The sequence below is a fragment of the Pseudomonas sp. KBS0707 genome (assembly GCF_005937945.2).
Lineage (GTDB): Bacteria > Pseudomonadota > Gammaproteobacteria > Pseudomonadales > Pseudomonadaceae > Aquipseudomonas > Aquipseudomonas amygdali.
This window is the reverse complement of record NZ_CP041754.1, coordinates 825,824-846,971: the sequence shown is the minus strand read 5'-3', so window position 1 is coordinate 846,971 and position 21,148 is coordinate 825,824. Positions and strand designations below refer to the sequence as shown.

The following is a 21,148-nucleotide window of genomic DNA, read 5'->3' as shown; positions in this document are numbered from 1 at the left end:
GCCTGGCTGAGGCGCGTGTTCAGCGTTGGGCGCGATTTTGAACCGCCCCGGGTTTCTCGGAGACCCTTTTGTTTGAGTCATGCCACCTGGGCAGACTCGGTGAGTTGCTGATAATAGATGGCTTCTGCCTCGACCGGTGGAATATGACCGATTGGCTCCAGCAGGCGGCGGTGATTGAACCAGTCCACCCATTTCAGCGTTTCCAGCTCCACCGCCCCCCGTGTGGGCCAAGAGCGTCGATGAATCACTTCAGCCTTGTAAAGACCATTGATGGTCTCAGCCAAGGCATTGTCGTAAGAGTCACCGACACTCCCGACCGATGGCTCAATACCGGCTTCGACAAGACGCTCGGTATAGCGAATGGACACGTACTGCACGCCACGGTCACTGTGGTGAATGAGTCCACCCTGCTTGACTGGGCGACGGGCGTAAAGGGCTTGCTCCAGTGCATCGAGTGCAAAATCGGTACGCGCTGAACTGGACACCTTCCAACCGACGATGAATCGGGCAAAGACATCAACGATGAAGGCCACGTAAACAAAACCCTGCCAGGTACTGACGTAGGTAAAGTCCGATACCCATAGGGCGTTCGGGCACTCAGCAACAAACTGACGGTTGACATGATCCTGCGGGCACGGCCTGGCTTGGTCGCTGACCGTCGTCTTGACGGGCTTGCCGCGTACCACGCCTTGCAGGCCCAGCTCTCCCATCAGGCGTTGCACCGTACAGCGGGCGACTTGCTGGCCTTCACGCAGCAACTGTCGCCAGACCTTGCGCATGCCATATACATGGAAGTGCTTATCCCAGACTCGCTGGATGTGCTCACCCAGTTCCTGGTCACGCTGCGCACGCGCTGACTGCTGGCTGGGGTCAGCCTGCTGAGCAGCGTACCGGTAGTACGTCGACGGGGCGATTGGCAACACCTTGCAAATCGGCTCGACCCCGTAAGACTGGCGGTTTTCATCAATAAACGTCTTCATCGTTTGAATGGGCGGTCGAGCTCCGCCTGGGCAAAATAGGCTGAGGCCTTGCGCAAGATCTCGTTAGCTTGACGCAACTGACGGTTCTCACGCTCCAACAGCTTGACTCGCTCACGTTCGACTGTGCTCAGCCCATCACGCTGGCCGGTGTTGCGCTCAGATTGGCGAACCCACAGCCGTAATGTCTCGGGCGTGCAGCCGATCTTGGGGGCAATGGCACTGATGGTGGCCCACTGCGACTCGTACTCAGGAAGGTGTTCGAAAACCATCCTGATGGCCCGCTCACGGACCTCTGGGGAGTACTTCGGTAGTTTTTTCATCGCTCCATCCTCTCAAAGGTTGGAGTCTCCGAGAAACCCGGGGCGGTTCAATCATGACAGAGCGGAACCGAATAAGAGGTTACTACCACTAAGAGGGTGTAGACAAAATCATGTAGTGAGTCGGCGCGCGAGTATTCGAGCCTCGGCCAACCAAACCCATGCCTCGCTTACCGCAAAAAGGCGATCATGATGCATGATCAGTCGCCGAGCTCTCTCATTCCAGGCATGAGTTCGCTCCACTACCCATCGCTTGGGCATGACCACAAATCCAGTCTGAACAGGCTCCACGGAAAATAGATCGCCTTGTTCAGAGTGCCATTGCCCTGTTCTTCTGTTATTCGGGCCACGGATCACTTGAACATCGATAGCGTGCAGTTGATGGGTGCGCTGTGCCCATTTTCCTGCGTACGCACTATCAACAAAAAGCGTGCTCAGTGACGGATATTTTTCCTTCGAGTACGCCACCGCATCATCCGCCGCGTCACGATCCTGCACGCTTGCAGCACTGATACTGACAGCCAGCAGCAGGCCCAATGTATCGACAATCAGACTTCGTTTACGCCCCTTCACTTTTTTGCCTGCGTCGTAGCCGCTGTCACCGCCTTGAGGAGAACTGCGGGTCGACTGTGAATCCAGGATCGCTGCTGACGGGCTGTCAGCGCGTTCTTCCCGCTCACGCCATTGAGCTCGCAAGCGATCATGCATTTGCTCGAACTTGCCTTGAGCGCTCCACCGGCGGAACGTTTTGTAGACATTGTCCCAATGAGGAAAATCGCGGGGTAGCATTCGCCATGAGCACCCCGTGCGTACGACATAGCAACAGGCTTCCAGCAACGTGCGCCGAGAGTGAAGCGGTGGCACTCCTCGTCCGCCCTGGCTTTCAAACAGGTCGGCGACCAGTGCCCACTCGGTATCTGTCAAGCAACTCGGATATAGCTGCTCCGGCAGTTGGCGGCGGTGGGTTGCCAAACTGCTGCACGGCGAGGAAAACGTAGTCTGCGCCGACGCAGGTTACACCGGGGTCGAGAAGCGCGAAGAACACGCTGGGCGCAAGGTCATTTGGCAGATTGCCGCCCGCCACAGCACTTACAAAAAGCACGGAAAACGCAGTATTTTGTACAAGGCGATCCGCAAAATCGAGAAGGCCAAGGCCCAGGTTCGCGCCAAGGTCGAGCATCCGTTTGGGGTCATCAAACGCCAGTTTGGCTATGAAAAAGTGCGCTTTCGGGGCTTGGCCAAGAACACCGCGCAGATGGTGACGTTGTTCGCCCTGTCAAACCTGTGGATGGCCGGCCGACATTTGTTGGCGAGCGCAGGAGAGGTGCGCGTGTAATGCAGGAAATGGTTACCGCAAAAGGCTTTGCAGCGGCCGAAAGAGCTAAAAAGCGAAGATAATTGAGCAAATTTCGACATGCATCGTTTTTTGAAAAGTGCTGAGGACTCGGTAGCCGGAAAACATCCGGCTACTTCAGACCTTCCCTAAGGCTCGTCATCTAAAAACGGGGTTTAATTATGGGATGCATTACTTCAAAACCACTGGTTAGCTCTCCCCGGTGGCATAATTCAGCTACTAATTCCGAAAATTTAGAAACTGGTCAAAGAAGCCATAAAGCCTCTCTTTATGGTGCTATTTCTGGATCACCGGAAAGGAGTGAATTGACTTGGCATCAGCAGTCGTTGGTTGGCGTAGCCCGATGGCCTGACAAAGAATATAATAGAGATCATGTCCCCCTGCAAATGGAATACGGTAGGTCTTTTTGGAATGAGTCGCGAAAAATAGGAAGTGCATTAGCTAATGGTGAAATTCAGAATTTTGAAGACTTATGGGAGAAAGCACGCGATTGGCGATGTTCAATGGCTAATCATGATGAGAATATATTTAAGAAACCTCGCAATAGTTATAATGAGTTTCCTTTTACAACCCCATTAATAAATCAATACAATTATATTAAAGAAAGATATAGTGCCCGTACTGATGGGAGCTTGCAAAAACTCGATGATGAAGGCTTATTGCCACCAGCAAAAGAATTTTTGATAACGGATAAGATTTTTGGAGAGCCAATAAGCCTGACAAAGATAGTTTGCAGTTCAGATAGTTCTGCGCACCGAGACCAAAGACGATATTCGGATTTATGGTCGCGAGGCTTAGACTATGGAGAGCCACACTACATCCAACATACTTCATCGGAAGAAGTCCCTAAAATTCTTCATCATGTAAACGATTTGTTTGATGAGGTCCTACAATCAAACTTATCTACCAAGAAAGCACTTAAGTTTTTAGGCGAAATTCACTGGTGGTTGGCACATGCTATGCCTGATGAAAGGGGGAGCGCAGCCAAGAGTGAGCTTTGTGTACGTGCTATAGCCCAAGCCAAGGGCTTAGATTTACCCCCTATGAAAAGTGGAATAGTTCCAGACTTGGAAGCAATGACTATGTCGCGTGAGCAATTTATCAAGCAGTATCCGTCAATGTTTGATGATTAATGCAGAGAAGCCCGCAGAATTCGTAACAAATCGTACTAGGTTCATGCATAGGCATTTTGAAATGCCTATGCATCAAGAGCGCAGGCACAACATCACATAGAGATGGCTGATCATGAGGCGAAGCGAAGGTAATTGGCACGAAGCGGTCGGGGAAGCGATTAAAGCAATGGGTGCGGATATTGCCGAGATCAAAAGGTTTCAGCAAGACTGCGAGCGCGATAAAAACATCGCAATGCTGATGCAGATAAATGAAAAACAGATGACGCAGGCGAGCACTTATACAAATCTGATCTTGGTCGCTGGGTACGCTGGTTTTTTTGCGTTCTGGTCAACGCTTGTGGCTAAGCTTCCGGGCTGGGTCTATGCCCTCAGCGGAGTACTCGCCCTCCTGTCGCTGATCTGCTTCATTTGTTGGGAACTGATCAAGATGATCTGGGGCAACGTACACTTAAACCGCACGAACGAGATGATCATAAAGACGGTGCGCGGACCCAAAGCAATAGCATTGATTGATGCGGCGTCATCCCTGCACAGCGCCAAGATCACTAAGCTGTGGATGTGGTTCTTGGTGCCTACGGTTGCATGCGGGATGAGTGCAGGTTTTTTACTGGTGGGATACTTCGTGCTGGAAGTCTGGAAGTCACTGCACTAAGCCGTTTTCTGGCGAAAATCAATTTCTGTGCCGCGCGCATGGCGCACATCGAAGGGCGATTGCCTGTGCTGGCTGGAAAATAATGTGGCGCCCTTGGGCCATCCGCAGAGCAATCAAATGCGGGCCGACCTGGCCTGCTGGGAAAGCTCCAAAGGGAACCAGAAATAAGAATTACTGCTAAATAGACTTGGCACGACCATCATCAAGGGGGTGTAAGCCAGAACCGCCGAAAATTCCGTCGGAAAACGTCTGAGGCTAGTTTTTCGGCTGGTTCGTCTACCCGACATGGTTTTACGTACACGTTTTACCCATGGAAAGGTGCCATCTTCGCGCTTGGCGCGGCAGCATCGGAAATCAACTGTTTGGCGTCAATCCGCATCAGTACTGGCTTCCCGCCTATGACGGAAATTTCGGCGGTTCCGGCTTACAACCCCGTTCAGGGCAAAACACCCCCTGAGCCTTCATCTGATGCAGATAGCCGCGAATCAAGTCGTTGACCTCCGACGTCCGGCACCCTATTGGCAATGTCGCGGAGCGACCCCACCGAAAGGGTAAAAGCCTCCTCAACTTCGTTTCCTCGGTCTAGGGCGAACCTGTACTCCCTCTGATGAGCGTAATTATCCCGCTTTCTCAGCACGGCTTGCGCTTTATCAAACGAACCGTTGAAGGTCAAAGAATCGTAGTAGTCCACAAGCCCAGCCACTGCACCGAAGCCCCTGCTATGGATTTCATCGAGGACTCTTTTCTGAAATGCCCCGGTGTCGACAACCACGGCTGCATAGTCGCCGAGGTCATCTACTTCAGGCTTCATAATCTGAGCCTCAACAAAGCGCTCGAAAGCCTCGTCGGACTCGAAGGTGCATCCCCGCTCATGCACCGCATAAAGACATAGGACGTTCAGGGGGTTATGACCGTCGAACTGAATAACCGAGGGCCCCGCCAAGTCCTCCGCAGGGATGGTGTATTCCCAGTCTGGCAGGTCATCACACGTTAGGGTCATCGTGAACTGCCCCGGCTGTAGTAGCGATATCGTCCCTTCGTGTCGGTCCCCGATATTCGCCTCCGCCTGTTCCTGATATCTGCGGAAGAAACCTAATGTATTCATGTACAACAAGCCGTCGAGAAAGCCTTCACGGTGCGCTTCTTCGCCGCATACCTTTACCTGAAAAAAAATCCTATTCATGCCAATCATCCTCGAAAGCGTCCGTGTCTAGCGAAGTAATGTGTAGTGGTCAACTGATCCCGGACACGACGTTAAGTTTTTTCTCGGCCTGAGCCGATGGCAGCCCACCACTAAATTGGTGCGGTCGAATCCAGTTGTACACACGTTTTTCACGAGCGGCTTGTATGGCTTAAGTGCACTTTCTGTTCTGTTACTCCCCAAACCCTGATTACTTCGCCTTTACAACCCACAACTGATCGAGGCGCGTCGTGTAGCTCTGGCTCATCAGCTCACGCCGCATGCCCCAGTCCGGCGTCATTGGCACTGAACCAGTGCGCAAAGTCCCACGACCCCACTTGCCATTGATCATGTCCAAAGCAGCCATCAGTCGATCCGAACTCACCGGCTGATTGGTCGTGAACAGGTCATCGGTAAATTCGCCTGGCTGGCAGATATCCATCAGCAGCACTTCTGCTTTGCTGTACCTGAAGCCTGGGCGAAATATCCGCGAAACCGCCTCTGTCGCGTATTGGGTCATCACCCTCACATCGTTGGTGGGGTAGGGAAGCTGGACCAGTGCGCCATTCGCATACTTGGCCTCGTCAGGATTGAACATGCCAGTGCGGATACTCACCCTGATCTTTTTACACACGGAGCCCTGGGCACGTAATTTTTCAGACGCACGCATCATGTAGGTGGCCACCGCCTCCTTGATCAGCCCCAGCTCGGTCAGTCGCTTGCCGAACATCCTGCTGCAACAAATCTCCTGGCGTTGAGGTTCGACTTCGTCCAGCTCCAGGCACGCGGTACCCGCAAGTTCGCGTGCGGTTTTCTTGATCACAACGCTGAACGTTTTGCGCAGCATCCAGGGATCCGCCATAGCGAGGTCCTTGGCCGACAGGATCTGCATGCCCTCCAGGTGCGCTTTCATTTTTCGACCGATGCCCCAGACCTCACCGACAGAGGTATTGCGCAACACCCACTCGCGTTTTACAGGGTCGCAAATGTCCACGACCCCGCCTGTGTGCGCCTGGAGACGCTTTGCTGTGTGATTGGCCAGCTTGGCCAGTGTCTTGGTCGGTGCAATCCCCACCCCCACGGGAATTCCGGTGCAGCGATGGACTTTGGATCGTATCAATCTGCCCAGTTCGGTCATATTGCCAGGCATCCCGGTCAGGTCTGCAAACGCCTCATCAATGCTGTAAACCTCAACGGCAGGTACCATGGATTCTATGATGGCCATCACGCGCTGGCTTAAGTTGCCATAAAGCGCAAAATTGCTGCTGAACGACGAGAAACCCGGGGCGGTTCAGTTTTCTGAAACGTCGAGTAAATCTCTCATGTTGAATCCGAAACTGGACATCTGGGTGACCCGGGTTATTGGCTATATCTCCGCCGTCTTCACCACGATGCTGCTCCTCAGCATAGCCCAAGAATTAGTAAGCGGCGCCACTACTTTGACAAATAAATGGGGCCCAAGGACTGTGTACATTCGGGCCAGCGAACCTCTCAAATACTGGGAGTCAGTGGTGTCACATTGTGCAATTGCTCTAGTACTGGGCACTCTGGCGGGAGGAGCTCTCTGGCTGGACTGGCTAGAATGCAAGCTCAAAGCGCCAGTCAAAAAAATGCCTGAGCCATAATTGCCACCCTAATGCCTTAAGGCACAGTTAAATACGTTTTGGTTGTTTTGCTTCGAAAAATAGTAGTACGCAAGCGGTGCTTGGTCAAATCCTAGATATATGATCTTCTGGGATTTACGCACTGTTGAAGTATGAATAGGAGCGTTGGGCATTCAAATACTATAACTCCCTCAATGAGCGAATGCGTGCGGCGTTGCTGACCATTCGATGTAAACTAAAACACTTATGACTCGTCTTTAAATCTTGCGCCATTGACTTGCCCCAAATGACAACGGGCTCCTTTAATAACTATAACTCAGCATCTGAAAAATCAGATTTGTTTTGGCGCTTGCCCCCCCTCCCTATGACTGCAAGCACTCAAACGTGAGAACCTACGAAATCGACTTCAATGCTCGCTCCACGGGTGTCTTACTGGGCTCTACATATCTAGACCTAAAACGCACGTACTTACCCTAAAGATCGATTCGTGCCAAATACCCAAGCATAAGCGGTATTATATCGCTCTGCACTTACGCATTTTTTCGCGCAGGGCAGGTGATTACTATCGCTACCGCAGCCATTAATAGCCATAAGCTTCGATTGAAACTTTATATGGCGCGATCCCCACCAGCGACTTGTAAAGTATGTAGTTGCGCTAATATTTATTCATTTTTTTCGTTTAGACGAATGAAGCCGCCAGCAGCAAAACCTAAGGGAAACCTGTACCGTCTATTAAGTAAGATGTCATCATCACGTAGCTGCACAGACCGGTTCTCCAAATACTCTGCCACCTGGGATTGGCTCAAACCACGCTCAATTTCGCCTGCTGGAGGAGGTATCAAGTTAGGTAAAACGGGAACTGATGTGATCCGCAAACTCCCATTCTCGTAACCGATAATATAGTTACCGAACGTCAATGGCCCCATCGGCTCAATAGAATAAGTTCCGGCTACAACAGCGTTTTGGGCGGAGCCTGCATAGCGCAGGGGCAGACCAACGATTTCTTTCGCATCTTCGCCTGCCACGAATCCGGCGTAACGGACGCCGTTACCTCCCGAATAAGGGCGACCGCTCCAAGGCACAACCTGGTCGTTCGCCGTTATCTTCAAGGTAGCCGGGAGTATTGAGGCGACGATGCTGCCGTTACTCCGAGCGATAAATTGATAGTTGCCCGCATCGGCTCCGGTCAGGCTGCCGAGGACGCTGACCGCTTTGCCTTGACCGACGTTCTTGTCGGCAAATAGGCCGTTGGTGGTGACACTCAGGTCATCACCCGCCACGACAGTATTGCTGTCGAGACCGCCATGCACAGTAGCGGTGGTGGTGCCGTCATAGACCTTGTTGTCGGCGGTGAAGGCACCGCCAATCGTCCTTGGGGTGATGGCCGCGACAACGCTGCCGTTACTCGGAGCGATAAATTGATAGTTGCCTGCATCGGCTCCGGTCAGGCTGCCGAGGACGCTGACCACTTTGCCTTGACCGACGTTTTTATTGGCAAAAAGGCCGTTGATGGTGACGCTCAAGTCATCACCCGCCACGACAGTATTGCTGTCGAGGCCGCCATGCACAGTAGCGGTGGTGGTGCCGTCATAGACCTTGTTGTCGGCGGTGAAGGCACCGCCAATCGTCCTTGGGGTGATAGCCGCGACAACGCTGCCGTTACTCGGAGCGATAAATTGATAGTTGCCCGCATCGGCTCCGGTCAGGCTGCCGAGGACGCTGACCGCTTTGCCTTGACCGACGTTCTTGTCGGCAAATAGGCCGTTGGTGGTGACACTCAAGTCATCACCCGCCACGACAGTATTGCTGTCGAGACCGCCATGCACAGTAGCGGTGGTGGTGCCGTCATAGACCTTGTTGTCGGTGGTGAAGGCACCGCCAATCGTCCTTGGGGTGATGGCCGCGACAACGCTGCCGTTACTCGGAGCGATAAATTGATAGTTGCCTGCATCGGCTCCGGTCAGGCTGCCGAGGACGCTGACCGCTTTGCCTTGACCGACGTTCTTGTCGGCAAATAGGCCGTTGGTGGTGACACTCAGGTCATCACCCGCCACGACAGTATTGCTGTCGAGGCCGCCATGCACAGTGGCGGTGGTGGTGCCGTCATAGACCTTGTTGTCAGCGGTGAAGGCACCGCCAATCGTCCTTGGGGTGATGGCCGCGACAACGCTGCCGTTACTCGGAGCGATAAATTGATAGTTGCCTGCATCGGCTCCGGTCAGGCTGCCGAGGACGCTGACCGCTTTGCCTTGACCGACGTTCTTGTCGGCAAAAAGGCCGTTGGTGGTGACGCTCAAGTCATCACCCGCCACGACAGTATTGCTGTCGAGACCGCCATGCACTGTGGCGGTGGTGGTGCCGTCATAGACCTTGTTGTCGGCGGTGAAGGCACCGCCAATCGTCCTTGGGGTGATAGCCGCGACAACGCTGCCGTTACTCGGAGCGATAAATTGATAGTTGCCCGCATCGGCTCCGGTCAGGCTGCCGAGGACGCTGACCGCTTTGCCTTGACCGACGTTCTTGTCGGCAAATAGGCCGTTGGTGGTGACACTCAAGTCATCACCCGCCACGACAGTATTGCTGTCGAGACCGCCATGCACAGTAGCGGTGGTGGTGCCGTCATAGACCTTGTTGTCGGTGGTGAAGGCACCGCCAATCGTCCTTGGGGTGATGGCCGCGACAACGCTGCCGTTACTCGGAGCGATAAATTGATAGTTGCCCGCATCGGCTCCGGTCAGGCTGCCGAGGACGCTGACCGCTTTGCCTTGACCGACGTTCTTGTCGGCAAAAAGGCCGTTGGTGGTGACGCTCAAGTCATCACCCGCCACGACAGTATTGCTGTCGAGACCGCCATGCACTGTGGCGGTGGTGGTGCCGTCATAGACCTTGTTGTCGGCGGTGAAGGCACCGCCAATCGTCCTTGGGGTGATAGCCGCGACAACGCTGCCGTTACTCGGAGCGATAAATTGATAGTTGCCCGCATCGGCTCCGGTCAGGCTGCCGAGGACGCTGACCGCTTTGCCTTGACCGACGTTCTTGTCGGCAAATAGGCCGTTGGTGGTGACACTCAAGTCATCACCCGCCACGACAGTATTGCTGTCGAGACCGCCATGCACAGTAGCGGTGGTGGTGCCGTCATAGACCTTGTTGTCGGTGGTGAAGGCACCGCCAATCGTCCTTGGGGTGATGGCCGCGACAACGCTGCCGTTACTCGGAGCGATAAATTGATAGTTGCCCGCATCGGCTCCGGTCAGGCTGCCGAGGACGCTGACCGCTTTGCCTTGACCGACGTTCTTGTCGGCAAAAAGGCCGTTGGTGGTGACGCTCAGGTCATCACCCGCCACGACAGTATTGCTGTCGAGACCGCCATGCACAGTAGCGGTGGTGGTGCCGTCATAGATCTTGTTGTCAGCGGTGAATGCACCGCCAATCGCGCGTTGGGAGATGGTGTATGTCCCCTGGACATAACTGATGTCGTAGCCGAGTTGATCGGAGTAGAGGCCACTCATGCTCAGGGCATAGGCTCCGGCATTACGGGCAGAGGTGCTAGCATAGGTCGGCGTGCCCAGGACCTGGGCACTGCCAACTGATAGCGTAAAACCATTTCCGCTTACCGTTGCAGTGCTCCCGTCGTAGACCCGGCCATTATCGTTCACTGTTGCATTCACTGGTTTGAGAAAGCTGCGCAGCAAAGGCGTCGTCTGCCCCTCGTATAGGCGCCAAGTCCTCCCGGTCCCGCCCGTAGCATCGATGTCCCAGTTCTGGAAAGTGCTGAGCGTGGTCAGCTCGCTCCGGCTCTTACCGATGCCAACGCTGTTGTAATTGCTCGCATTATTAATGCCCGCACCTGAGCTATCGGTGGTCGCGTAGAAGGAGTCGGTGATGGTATTGCCACTGTGCTGCCCGAGCAAACCGCCAACGAAGGTCCGATTACCCCGCAAGGCTGTTGCGCTGCCCAAGGCGTAACTTTGCTGCACTGTACCGATATTGTCTGCGACCAACCCGCCGGCATAGTTCAAATCGATACCGCCACTGGCGGACGCAGATCCCACGGCGTAACTTTGATAGATGGTTGCCTGGACATTGGTACCGACTAAACCTCCCGCGAATGCAGAAGTTTTGCCCCCGGACGCGATGACTGACGCCGTGGAGTAGCTGCCGCTGATAGTGCCCCCTTGCGCGGTACCGTTCACCGTTGTGAAGGTGTTATTGCCTACCAATCCTCCAGCGATATTTTGATCCGCGTTAGCGTCGCCAGTTGCAACGGAACCCGTGGAATAACTGCTGTCGATACTCCCCAAATTGCGCGCGGCGAGGCTACCAGCAAAATTATCATTGCCGCCGGAAGCCGAGAAAAAACCGTCAGTAAGGCCCAAGTGGGTAACATGAGCCCCGCTTCCTAAAGTGCCAAACAGCCCGGCCTCAGCGTTGGTGCTTTGCGAGGAGGCATGGACCGAGACCTGAAGCTTATCGATCAGGTGACCGCCACCGTCCAAAGAGCCTGTGAAAGGTCGATCGAAGTTGCCGATAGACACAAATCCACTGCAAGAGGAATCACAGTTCCAGTTCTGGGTACCTACAGCCTGGATATCATTGGCCAGTTTGAAGTGGCTGCTCAGGAACCCTTGCATCCCCTGCACACCATAAACGTCGGTGAGCAGGTAAGGGTTGCTTGAACTTCCATCCCCCCCGTTCGCGCGCAGGAAGGAGCCGCCATTCAAGCGAAAGTCATGGGCCTGAAATGTAGGTAGGTTTGCACTGTTTTGAGTCCAGGTTCCCCCCAGGAAGTAAAAGGTTCCCACATCAATCGCGGCGTTGACGTTAACGTTGCGCGCTATGTTCAGTGTCAGGCCGCCATTGACGGCGCTGATGGGCGCATTGATATTCACGTCGCGCAACGTAAGCAGGCTCAGGGTAGTTGCGGCATTCCAGCTGATTGGCGCCTGGATATTCAGATCTCCAGGCTCGCTGCCTTGAGCGTCAGTTTGCAGAAGAACATTGGTGCTGGCCAGATTGGAGACGAGAGTGTCTGCACCAATGCCGCTGGTGGTTTGAGCTTGGCCACCCGCCGATACGGTGAAATCGGTGGGGTCGACAAGCCACTTGCCGGTCTGTCCCTTGGGCGCCTGAGTAGTGACTCGAGTCGCCGGTGCTATCTGTACCTGTGCACCACTCGTTTCGACGAAACCGCCGTTGCCACCGTTGATGGCGCTGGCATCCAGAGTACCGGCAACCTCGGCACGCCCACCGTGCTCCAGATCGGCCAATAGCAGGATCTTGCCCTCGTGTTCCGCCATCGTGTGAGCCTGCAGCGTGCCAGTATTGCTCACCACTGCCGAGGCGAGAGCGTTGGAGCCCTGAGCATTGAGTACGATCTGCCCACCATCAGCGTAGATTGCACCGCCGTTACGGATGCTGGACTGCAACTCAGACGCACTGACGGCAATCTGCAGATGGCCGTCGGCACCCGCTGCGAAGCTGACTTCCTGACCGCCCGCGAGCACGACGTTGCCGTTATCGGCCGATATACTGCCGGTGTTGCCGACGGTTCGCCCCAGCAGTGCTACGGTGCCATTCCTGGCGCTGATGTGACCTTGGTTGACAACCTCGCCCTTGCTCTGGTTTGTGAGCACGAATCGGTCCCGCCCGGCCAGGAAGTCCTCGTTGGCAATATCCAGCGTCGAGGCGACCAGACCTCCCGTGTTCACTTGGGCGCTGGGGCCGAAGAGTACTCCTGCGCCGTTGACCAGATACACCCTGCCATTAGCGGAAAGGCTGCCCTGGATCAGCGATTGACCACCGCCGCCCGTGACACGATTAAGCGCTGTCGCATTCGAGCCTGGCTGGTTGAAGCGCACACTTGCGTTCTGACCTATGTCGAAGGATTGCCAGTCAAGGATGGCACGATCGGAATGCTGCTCGACAACCAGCTGATTGCCCTGCTGATGAAGTAATGCCTGGCCGCCGACGACCTTCCCGCCCGTTGGTAGTGCGCCGGGCTCAACCGCCACGCCAGGTGTGGACACCATCAACAGGCTTACCACCATCGCCAGGTGCACTGAATGAAACGCTGGTTTTCGATAGGGGACGTTAACCCTGAAAGTCCACCTCAACCACGCCGCAGGTTCGCAGTTCAGTGCACGTGACGCCGCAGGCCAGGGAGTTGCAAGGGGGGCTTGTCGTTTCATGGTTATGTCCCGCGCAAAAGTCTGAGCAGTTGTGAGTCAATCAACCTAGAAGCTTTGACTGGCGGTGAGCCAGACACGCGGTCCGGTCGAGCCACCATCCTGGTCTTGATCGCTGCGGGTACCACCGGGATTGTTGCCCAGCGGCACCGCGAATATCCCATTGATGGCGAAACCACGCGTATGGGTCCAGGCAAGACCGACGCCGCTGGCATAAAGGGGATAGGTGTTACGGCCGCTACCTGCAGTATCCCATCCTCGCCAGGGAGTCTGATGTTGGCGTGTGACACCCGCATCAAAGAAGGCATAACCATCCAGGTTCGCAATACCCAGCATGGGTAGCAGGCTATGCAGTTCCAGTTGCATCAGGGCACCACTGTCGCCACTGCCCTCGTTGACCGGATACCCCCTCACGCCGTAGGGGCCACCCAGGCTGAACTGTTGCGACGAGGCAAGGTTATTGAAAGCGAGCTGACTGGCGAAGCGCCCTCTCAGATAGAGCGCCGGAGCCAGTACCTGATCGCGGCGAAGTTCGACCCCAAGCGCAGCGAAGCCGCCTTCAACGCCCGCGCTTTGGGCGTCCTGATCACGGTCCGCGGCAATCCGCAGCGCGGCGCGCCCGCCCTCCAGTGAGAGTCTTGCGGCGGTGACACCGCCACCGCCACCGCCCCAACCATCCCTGGCGTCGCCGCGCAGTTCGAGCGTCGCCAGTTGAATATCTCGCCGGCGCAGGGTGACATCAAAGGCCTCGTCTTCCAGACGCGCATGGCTGACGTCCAGCCCCACCGTGATATTGCGTTCTGTGCTGCGCAACAATGGATAGCTCAGGCCCGCATACAGGGTGCGACTCTGGCCGCGTGCGTCCAAATCGGCAAACTCTTTACCCAGTTGGTAATGCAATTGACCATAGCCGACGCTGGCGCGCAGGCCGTCATAACCCACAGGCGCGCTGTAAGAGACGCTCTCATAATCGAGTCGTTCACTAAGAATCCCACTGATCTGCAACTGATCACCGAAGCCGCTGGGATTGTCGAGCCTGACGGTGCCGAAGCCCTGCCCTCGCCCGGTGAAACGGTTGCCAAAATTGTTGGCGCCGACGAGACCCGCGAATAAAGGCGTGTCGCTGATCTGCAACGCCAGATCACTGGTGCCCGGCGCCTGACCTGGGCGCAGTGTACCTTCAGCCCGAACTCCGGGTAGATCGTTGGCCAGCAATAACCCGCGCTCAAGTTGTGACAATGAGTACGGCTCATCAGCATTGAGATCTCGGCCCGCTAGAGTGGATACGAAATCTCTGCGGACACGACTTGTACCGGGTGCAACTTGCAGACGTCCAAAGCGCCCTTCAACGATGTTGATGCGCAGCGTACCGTCGCTGACATCCTGCGTAGGCAATTGCACTCTTACAAACCATCCGCGCTCGCGATAGTAACCTACCAGTTGTTGTGCGGCAGTCTGCACCTCACTCAAGGTCAAAGGACGATTAAAGTAAGGGTCGAGTTGAGCTGCAAGCTCGGTAACCGGTATGAGTTTGGCGCCGACAATATCGACACGCCGAATAACAACCTTGGGCCCGCGGTGATCGGCGCCTGAAATGGGCGCCGGTGCGGCTGGCGACGGTGCAACGACCGGCCTCTGCAGGTTCTGGTCTATCTGGCGCTGAAGCTGGCCCGCGTCCGGCGCAACCTGGGCTTGAGCCGCTGAAGCACAGAAAAAAGCTGCGCCTATGGCAAGACGTACTATTGGACGTTCCCCACATGAGCATGCCGTTCGCATAATTAATGTCCGTTTGAAAATGCGCTATACAAATTTTAAAATATAGTATTCCTAAGTTTTTTCTATAAATTTTTTAGAAAAAATGTTTCAGAGGCCGTTTGAGTTTTCGCAACGGAGATTTCTTAGGAGCTCGGGCAAGCTTCCCGCATTGCGACCGTCTATGAAAATCACATCGGTACTAAGTGCTACCATAAACGGCGTGATGCATCGTGTTAAGGGCTTTTTTGCTCGATCTCCCGCGTTAAGCAAGCCCCCTGCACCCATCAACAGCTTTCGAGTAATCCAGAGGGCCGACAGAGCGAACAAAGTGGTCAACTGGGTAATATTTAGCCAACGAATGGGCATTATCCTGCGCTCAAACCGGCGCCTAATGATTCAAGGCGATGCTCGACCCCGGCCCCTGCCTGAGCCTTGAAGTACTCGATCTTGCGTTTAGCCTTTTACAAAAGACTGCGCCAATCCAACTGGGAACGCATACTGCGGCGCGGCGCAACTTGCCAGACTACCTAGCGTGCTGCTCTCGAAATAATTTTTCTCCGGTCTTGACTACACTGTCCCTGCCATTCAGCGCTCGGAGGAACGTCAGTGAACGCCCAAGAGATTGTCCTCAGCCCGAAAGAGCAAGCAGAACTGAGCCGCAGAGCACGCTCGGCCACCATCAGCCAGCGCGAAGACCGTCGCGCCCAAGTGATCCCCCAGGCAGCTCAAGGTAGTTCGCGGATAGAAATCGCTCGCTTGACCGGTCTCTCACTCCCAACGATCATCTGTTGGTGTCAGCGCTTTCAATCGCTGCGATTGGACGGCGTGCCCGACAAGCCGCGTCGTGGGCGCAAAACGTCCTTGCTGGCTGAAGCCGTGTGCCGTGTCCTTGAACAGGTCACTCAGCCGCGAATCGGCGAGCCTCGATGGAGCCGTGGGAGCATGGCCCGAGTCGCCGAAATTTCAGCCACTAGCGTGCACAAACTCTGGGCCGCCAATGACCTGAAAGCGCACCTGACCAGTGCCTTCAAACTGTCCAGAGATCCTCATTTAGAAGAGAATTTTTGGGATGTTATCGGACTGTATCTCGACCCGCCAGACAAGGCGTTGCTCCTCTGCAGCGATGAAAAGCCAAGCTCAAGCCTTGTAGCGCACGCAACTTGGTTTGCCTCTGGGGATCGGGCATATCCGTACGCAATCACTTGACTATATCCGCCACGACACTGCCACTTTGGTTACTGCGGTGGATTATCTATAATCACGCTTGATCAGCCGCATTGAGCGTCAACATCGGCATCAGGAATGGGTGGATTTCTCAAAAAGATCAATCACGAGACGCCCAGGCATCTTCAGTTGCATCTGATCGTGGACAATTAAGCCACGCACAAGTACCTGAAAGCGCAGGCTTGGCTTGAGAAGCACAGACGCCTCCACATGCATTTCACCCCGACCTCCATTTCGTGGATGAACATGGTTGAGCGATTTTTTCGGGAAATCAAGGTATACTTCCGATAGGGCAGTTTCAGCTCAATTCGCGAATTAGAGTTCGATCACCACATTCCTGCCATTGCGAAGTGCGCTGCCAACCAGCTATGTGTGAATGCGAGGGAGAGGATATCTTGATAATATACAGCGTACCCGTGAGGCAATGGCCTCACAGACTGGCGGGCGAGTTATTTTCATACAGCACGTTAGCCTGTATTGAATACATCGAAATAAACTATCTAAGCCGCATATGGCCGTCAGTACTTCACTTTTAATGAGCGTGCCCTCATACCGCGCAGGCGCTAGTCATAAAACAGCGTAGTGCTGATATCGGCAAGCAATCCGTTTACGCACAGGCTGTCGACTCGCATGTTCGCTGCCTATTCGATAGAGAAGATAGGTTTGGCTCTCGAGGGTTAAGGTGTTGACGACTAACCGGCGCAAAGGCGCTGGGTGTATATGAACGAGCGTTATTGGAGAATTGATGCCTAAGAGCATACATTAATAGATGATAGATGGAGTTCGCTGCGGCGCTATAGCTTTTCCCCTAGCTCTAACCTACGTACTAAGGTGGGTGTTACGGGCATATTGATAAAGTTCTGCATCGGTTTTTATACCTAATTTTGTTTTTGCCGAAACCTTTGTCCAGCTTATAGTTTTTATACTTCTGGATAGCTTTTCAGCAACTTGAGCTTGGGTTAATCCGATTGCTAGAAGCCGAACGACCTCAAGCTCTTTAGGTGACAGCTTTACAGAAGGACGATCGAAATTTAATATGGACACATCGGCCAAGGCCTCACGAAAAAACGGACTAATATAGCGCTGATGTCGGGCAACTTTTTTTATTGCCTCTATCAGCTCGAACTGATCTGCATTCTTCTCAACAACACCCTGAATGCCAAGATTCAGAATACCAAGAATCAAGCTTGAGTTTCGTATTGAGGTGAGAACGATAATTTTAAGTTCAGGGTGCAGACGCCTGAGGCGCTTGAGCATGATCAATCCATCGCGACGGCTATTGGGCATGGCGAAGTCAGTAACCAGCAAATCACAAGGGGTACTTTTTAAAATAGCCTCAAGCTCTTCAGGGTTTTCTGCCTGCCCCACAACTAGGCCGCTCCCACCCTTTTCAACTATAATTTTCGCGCCTAACAATACAACTGGATGGTCATCCGCTATGATGATTCTGAGCTGCATGTCAACCCCCAATTTAAAAAAAACCACCGATTATGAGAAGCATTCTCAATCATGCTGCGCAGCGCTAATCGCTCTGTTAAATGTACTACTTTTGACAGTTTTTTTCATTCCCTATAGCGACATTTCTCACGCAGATGATCTTAAATCTAGCATAGCAGAGCAATCATTTCTTAAGCAAAACTCTGAGTGGGTTGTCGGTTACGTTGACGTTGGCTTGGGCAGCGAAAGAGAACCAATCAGCTTTAATTATGGTAATGAACTACTGACCGCATAAGCCAAGCAGCTAAATGTCTCACTTGTCTTCAAAAGATTTTCATCTATTAGCGATCTGGATGAAGCAATTTGTCAAAAAAGTATTGATGTCGGCACAGATGTCCACCTGACTAGCAACAGCTCTTCCTGTGCGGCTTTCTCGCCCCCCTATTTCAAGATACCTGCACTAATCATGGGCGCCGACACAGTGATCAATGGAGCTCCAGTAGAAGAGCTGCTTAAACTGCGAGTTGTAACAATTAAGCGTAATTCAGTTTCTAACTGGCTCAAGATTTTGCATCCAAACACGCCAGTACAAGAAGTGCTCAACTTGAACGACGCATTAAATTTGATAAAATCAGGAAATGCTGATGTCATAGTTGAAGATGGTGCAGCTATTTATCCTGACATGGTCAGCTTGGTATCGTTGCGTATAGGAGTTCGACCAGTTCCAGATCTTGTTACATCTTTGCGCTTTTCTGTCGCGCAAAATGAACCGAAACTCGTCGCGCGCCTCTCTAACGCAATGCAAAACATTCCAGCGATTACGCTTTCGCAACTCGATTCGCGATGGCAGAATCTCGAACTCTCTTCTTCTGGTTTTTTATTAAGTGATCAAGAACGGCAGTATCTGGCTAGCTTACCTGTCCTGAAAGTTGCATACGATCCCGATTACCGACCGGTCGCCTTTATTAATAAAAACGGTCAAGAGGACGGTTTGGCGGGAGAGTATTGGCGTGAGATAGTTGCCAAGCTTGGATTAAAAAAAGAATTGGTTCCCGCGACGAGCTGGAAGCAACTACTATTCAAAATGGCAAGTGGTCAAGCTGACGTCATTTTGCCAGTGAAATATGTCGAAAGTGATGTTGGCCAAGTGCTCTACAGCCGCCCCATGCTCTCCTTTAGCAACGTCATCGTAACCTCCGGCCTCCGAGTGTCAAACCTGGCCGAGCTCAATGGCAAGACGCTGGTCGTAAGTGACCCGGTATATCTACGAGATAAACTGAAAGCGTTGCTGCCACTGAGCACCATTAACGTTACAGACTCACCTCTCCAGGCAATGCAACAAGTTGTGGATGGAAATGCGCGCGCCTACGTAGGTAATCTATTGATAATCACCAAATTAATGATTGAACACTTTTCTGGAACATTGCAAATAGTTGCTCCGGCAGAAATACCAGGTGATCTATCTATAGGAGTGACTTCAAGATATGAATCGTTGCTACCGCTCATAAATCGAGTATTACGCACTCTCACAAAAGAGCAGCGAGAGGCCATGAACACCAAGTGGCTTTATGCTGCGCAGCAAGAGAGCGTCCCCTGGGCAGCAATTAAAAAAACGCTTTGGTTAGCCCTTTCGGGGCTGGTTCTGCTCGGTGTTCTCCTATTCATCTCTTATCGTCGCTTGCGCATAGAAATCAATCAGCGCCGGGAAGCGGAGCATTCGTTAGGCGATCAGTTGCAATTGCGAGATGCGTTGATTGATACCTACCCATACCCTGTGGTTGTAAAGGACGTGAATAAACGCTATCTCCTGATTAACCACGCTTATGAGGTGGCGTTTTCAATCAATAAACAAGAGCTGCTTGGTAGAACCACTCTTGAGACAAGCCACTACCCGGATGACTGGTCCATTACCATTGATGAACTTGCGACTCAGGTGATGAGGAAGCGTGAAAATTTTCATTCCGAGTTTTCTATTGCAAATGGCCAAGGAGAGATGCGCACCTGGTTGTACTGGATGAAACCTTTCTATCGAGCCAATCAGGCGCTGGCTGGTGTGATGGTTTCGTTGGTCGATATCACCCTAATCCGGCAGGCTGATGAGAAGGCGAAATCCCTAGGAGGGTGTAGACAAAATCATGTAGTGAGTCGGCGCGCGAGTATTCGAGCCTCGGCCAACCAAACCCATGCCTCGCTTACCGCAAAAAGGCGATCATGATGCATGATCAGTCGCCGAGCTCTCTCATTCCAGGCATGAGTTCGCTCCACTACCCATCGCTTGGGCATGACCACAAATCCAGTCTGAACAGGCTCCACGGAAAATAGATCGCCTTGTTCAGAGTGCCATTGCCCTGTTCTTCTGTTATTCGGGCCACGGATCACTTGAACATCGATAGCGTGCAGTTGATGGGTGCGCTGTGCCCATTTTCCTGCGTACGCACTATCAACAAAAAGCGTGCTCAGTGACGGATATTTTTCCTTCGAGTACGCCACCGCATCATCCGCCGCGTCACGATCCTGCACGCTTGCAGCACTGATACTGACAGCCAGCAGCAGGCCCAATGTATCGACAATCAGACTTCGTTTACGCCCCTTCACTTTTTTGCCTGCGTCGTAGCCGCTGTCACCGCCTTGAGGAGAACTGCGGGTCGACTGTGAATCCAGGATCGCTGCTGACGGGCTGTCAGCGCGTTCTTCCCGCTCACGCCATTGAGCTCGCAAGCGATCATGCATTTGCTCGAACTTGCCTTGAGCGCTCCACCGGCGGAACGTTTTGTAGACATTGTCCCAATGAGGAAAATCGCGGGGTAGCATTCGCCATGAGCACCCCGTGCGTACGACATAGCAACAGGCTTCCAGCAACGTGCGCCGAGAGTGAAGCGGTGGCACTCCTCGTCCGCCCTGGCTTTCAAACAGGTCGGCGACCAGTGCCCACTCGGTATCTGTCAAGCAACTCGGATATAGCTGCTCCGGCAGTTGGCGGCGGTGGGTTTCATTGTAGCCATAGGCTTTATTAGGTTCAGGTGACTGAAAACTTCCCTTGGCCCGCTGCTTTACACGCGTAATCCCTGCCATTTTCAACGCTTTTGCAAAGGTGTCGGGATGCGCAGTGATACCGGTTTCGGCGAAGAATACGAGCGCCAATTCGGCCTGGCTGGAATAGGGCTGTGCATGAGCGAGTTTCACCAGCACGGGATAGTGCTCGGCGGCAATCGAGCGAGGACGTCCGGTTTTAGGCATGGCTTGAGGGCTATTCAGACAAGGGAGTGAAAGTTTAATTTATTTTGTCTACACCCTCTTAGAGCTTTAGTCGAAATTAATTTTTTACAG

Annotated in this window: 10 protein-coding genes, 4 pseudogenes and 1 other annotated feature; of the genes and pseudogenes, 6 read left to right on the top strand and 8 right to left on the bottom strand. The window is 53.4% G+C overall.

Annotated elements, in window-relative coordinates; genetic code table 11:
* Positions 1 to 77: 77 nt before the first annotated feature.
* Both FFH21_RS04015 and FFH21_RS04010 read right to left on the bottom strand, forming a co-directional pair.
* Positions 78 to 1,300, bottom strand: a protein-coding gene (locus tag FFH21_RS04015) for an IS3 family transposase (protein ID WP_086004858.1) whose coding sequence is annotated in 2 segments (ribosomal slippage) — positions 78 to 1,015 and positions 1,015 to 1,300 — 1,224 coding nt in all. Because the reading frame shifts where the segments join, the coding sequence is not laid out codon by codon here.
* Positions 906 to 1,022 (bottom strand) — a sequence feature (AL1L pseudoknot). It overlaps the preceding gene by 117 nt.
* 108 nt (positions 1,301 to 1,408) lie before the next feature.
* Positions 1,409 to 2,302: pseudogene (locus FFH21_RS04010) on the bottom strand (IS5 family transposase); the annotation flags it as partial.
* On the opposite strand from FFH21_RS04010, the pseudogene FFH21_RS04005 reads away from it, so the two are divergent.
* The 3 genes and pseudogenes from FFH21_RS04005 to FFH21_RS30160 all read left to right on the top strand — a co-directional run.
* A pseudogene (locus FFH21_RS04005) lies at positions 2,262 to 2,633 on the top strand (IS5/IS1182 family transposase); the annotation flags it as partial. The pseudogenes FFH21_RS04010 and FFH21_RS04005 sit on opposite strands and share 41 nt — an antisense overlap.
* A 179-nt stretch (positions 2,634 to 2,812) precedes the next feature.
* Complete coding sequence (gene xopAH / locus FFH21_RS04000) at positions 2,813 to 3,784, top strand: XopAH/AvrB family type III secretion system effector (RefSeq protein WP_011167698.1); 972 nt, start codon at positions 2,813 to 2,815, stop codon at positions 3,782 to 3,784.
* A 112-nt stretch (positions 3,785 to 3,896) separates the two neighbouring features.
* Positions 3,897 to 4,436 (top strand): hypothetical protein, encoded by a 540-nt coding sequence (locus FFH21_RS30160; protein ID WP_172685766.1) that lies wholly within the window; start codon positions 3,897 to 3,899, stop codon positions 4,434 to 4,436.
* A gap of 436 nt (positions 4,437 to 4,872) precedes the next feature.
* On the opposite strand, the gene FFH21_RS03990 is transcribed toward FFH21_RS30160, so the two are convergent.
* From FFH21_RS03990 to FFH21_RS03975, 4 genes and pseudogenes are all read right to left on the bottom strand, one after another.
* Positions 4,873 to 5,619, bottom strand: a complete 747-nt coding sequence (locus FFH21_RS03990) for a hypothetical protein (RefSeq protein WP_041924437.1) — start codon at positions 5,617 to 5,619, stop codon at positions 4,873 to 4,875.
* A gap of 208 nt (positions 5,620 to 5,827) precedes the next feature.
* Positions 5,828 to 6,898 (bottom strand): annotated as a pseudogene (locus FFH21_RS03985) (Y-family DNA polymerase); the annotation flags it as partial.
* Positions 6,899 to 7,882: 984 nt separating this feature from the next.
* Positions 7,883 to 13,408 (bottom strand): YDG domain-containing protein, encoded by a 5,526-nt coding sequence (locus FFH21_RS03980; RefSeq protein WP_145119515.1) that lies wholly within the window; start codon positions 13,406 to 13,408, stop codon positions 7,883 to 7,885.
* 45 nt (positions 13,409 to 13,453) lie between these two features.
* Positions 13,454 to 15,181 (bottom strand): ShlB/FhaC/HecB family hemolysin secretion/activation protein, encoded by a 1,728-nt coding sequence (locus FFH21_RS03975; protein ID WP_011167694.1) that lies wholly within the window; start codon positions 15,179 to 15,181, stop codon positions 13,454 to 13,456.
* Positions 15,182 to 15,766: 585 nt separating this feature from the next.
* On the opposite strand from FFH21_RS03975, the pseudogene FFH21_RS03970 reads away from it, so the two are divergent.
* A pseudogene (locus FFH21_RS03970) lies at positions 15,767 to 16,865 on the top strand (IS630 family transposase).
* 338 nt (positions 16,866 to 17,203) lie between these two features.
* Here the strand turns inward: FFH21_RS03970 and FFH21_RS03965 are convergent.
* Entirely contained in the window at positions 17,204 to 17,842 is a 639-nt protein-coding gene (locus FFH21_RS03965) for a response regulator transcription factor (protein ID WP_011167693.1), read from the bottom strand.
* Here FFH21_RS03965 and FFH21_RS03960 point away from each other — a divergent pair.
* Together FFH21_RS03960 and FFH21_RS30960 are read left to right on the top strand one after the other, a co-directional pair.
* Positions 17,841 to 18,116: a hypothetical protein gene (locus FFH21_RS03960; RefSeq protein ID WP_134933031.1), complete on the top strand. Its 276-nt coding sequence runs from the start codon at positions 17,841 to 17,843 to the stop codon at positions 18,114 to 18,116. The genes FFH21_RS03965 and FFH21_RS03960 overlap by 2 nt on opposite strands.
* Before the next feature lie 171 nt (positions 18,117 to 18,287).
* Positions 18,288 to 20,036 (top strand): transporter substrate-binding domain-containing protein, encoded by a 1,749-nt coding sequence (locus FFH21_RS30960; protein WP_082226994.1) that lies wholly within the window; start codon positions 18,288 to 18,290, stop codon positions 20,034 to 20,036.
* Here FFH21_RS30960 and FFH21_RS03950 read toward each other — a convergent pair.
* Positions 19,955 to 21,058, bottom strand: a complete 1,104-nt coding sequence (locus tag FFH21_RS03950) for an IS5-like element ISPsy19 family transposase (RefSeq protein ID WP_004663854.1) — start codon at positions 21,056 to 21,058, stop codon at positions 19,955 to 19,957. The two genes, FFH21_RS30960 and FFH21_RS03950, sit on opposite strands and share 82 nt — an antisense overlap.
* Positions 21,059 to 21,148 lie beyond the last annotated feature (90 nt).

Coding starts and splice junctions, on each gene's coding strand:
- FFH21_RS03965 (WP_011167693.1), bottom strand. CDS start 17,842: ATGCAGCTCAGAATCATCATAGCGGATGACCATCCAGTTGTATTGTTA.
- FFH21_RS30160 (WP_172685766.1), top strand. CDS start 3,897: ATGAGGCGAAGCGAAGGTAATTGGCACGAAGCGGTCGGGGAAGCGATT.
- FFH21_RS03960 (WP_134933031.1), top strand. CDS start 17,841: ATGTCAACCCCCAATTTAAAAAAAACCACCGATTATGAGAAGCATTCT.
- FFH21_RS03990 (WP_041924437.1), bottom strand. CDS start 5,619: ATGAATAGGATTTTTTTTCAGGTAAAGGTATGCGGCGAAGAAGCGCAC.
- FFH21_RS03975 (WP_011167694.1), bottom strand. CDS start 15,181: ATGCGAACGGCATGCTCATGTGGGGAACGTCCAATAGTACGTCTTGCC.
- FFH21_RS03950 (WP_004663854.1), bottom strand. CDS start 21,058: ATGCCTAAAACCGGACGTCCTCGCTCGATTGCCGCCGAGCACTATCCC.
- FFH21_RS30960 (WP_082226994.1), top strand. CDS start 18,288: ATGGGCGCCGACACAGTGATCAATGGAGCTCCAGTAGAAGAGCTGCTT.
- FFH21_RS03980 (WP_145119515.1), bottom strand. CDS start 13,408: ATGAAACGACAAGCCCCCCTTGCAACTCCCTGGCCTGCGGCGTCACGT.
- xopAH (WP_011167698.1), top strand. CDS start 2,813: ATGGGATGCATTACTTCAAAACCACTGGTTAGCTCTCCCCGGTGGCAT.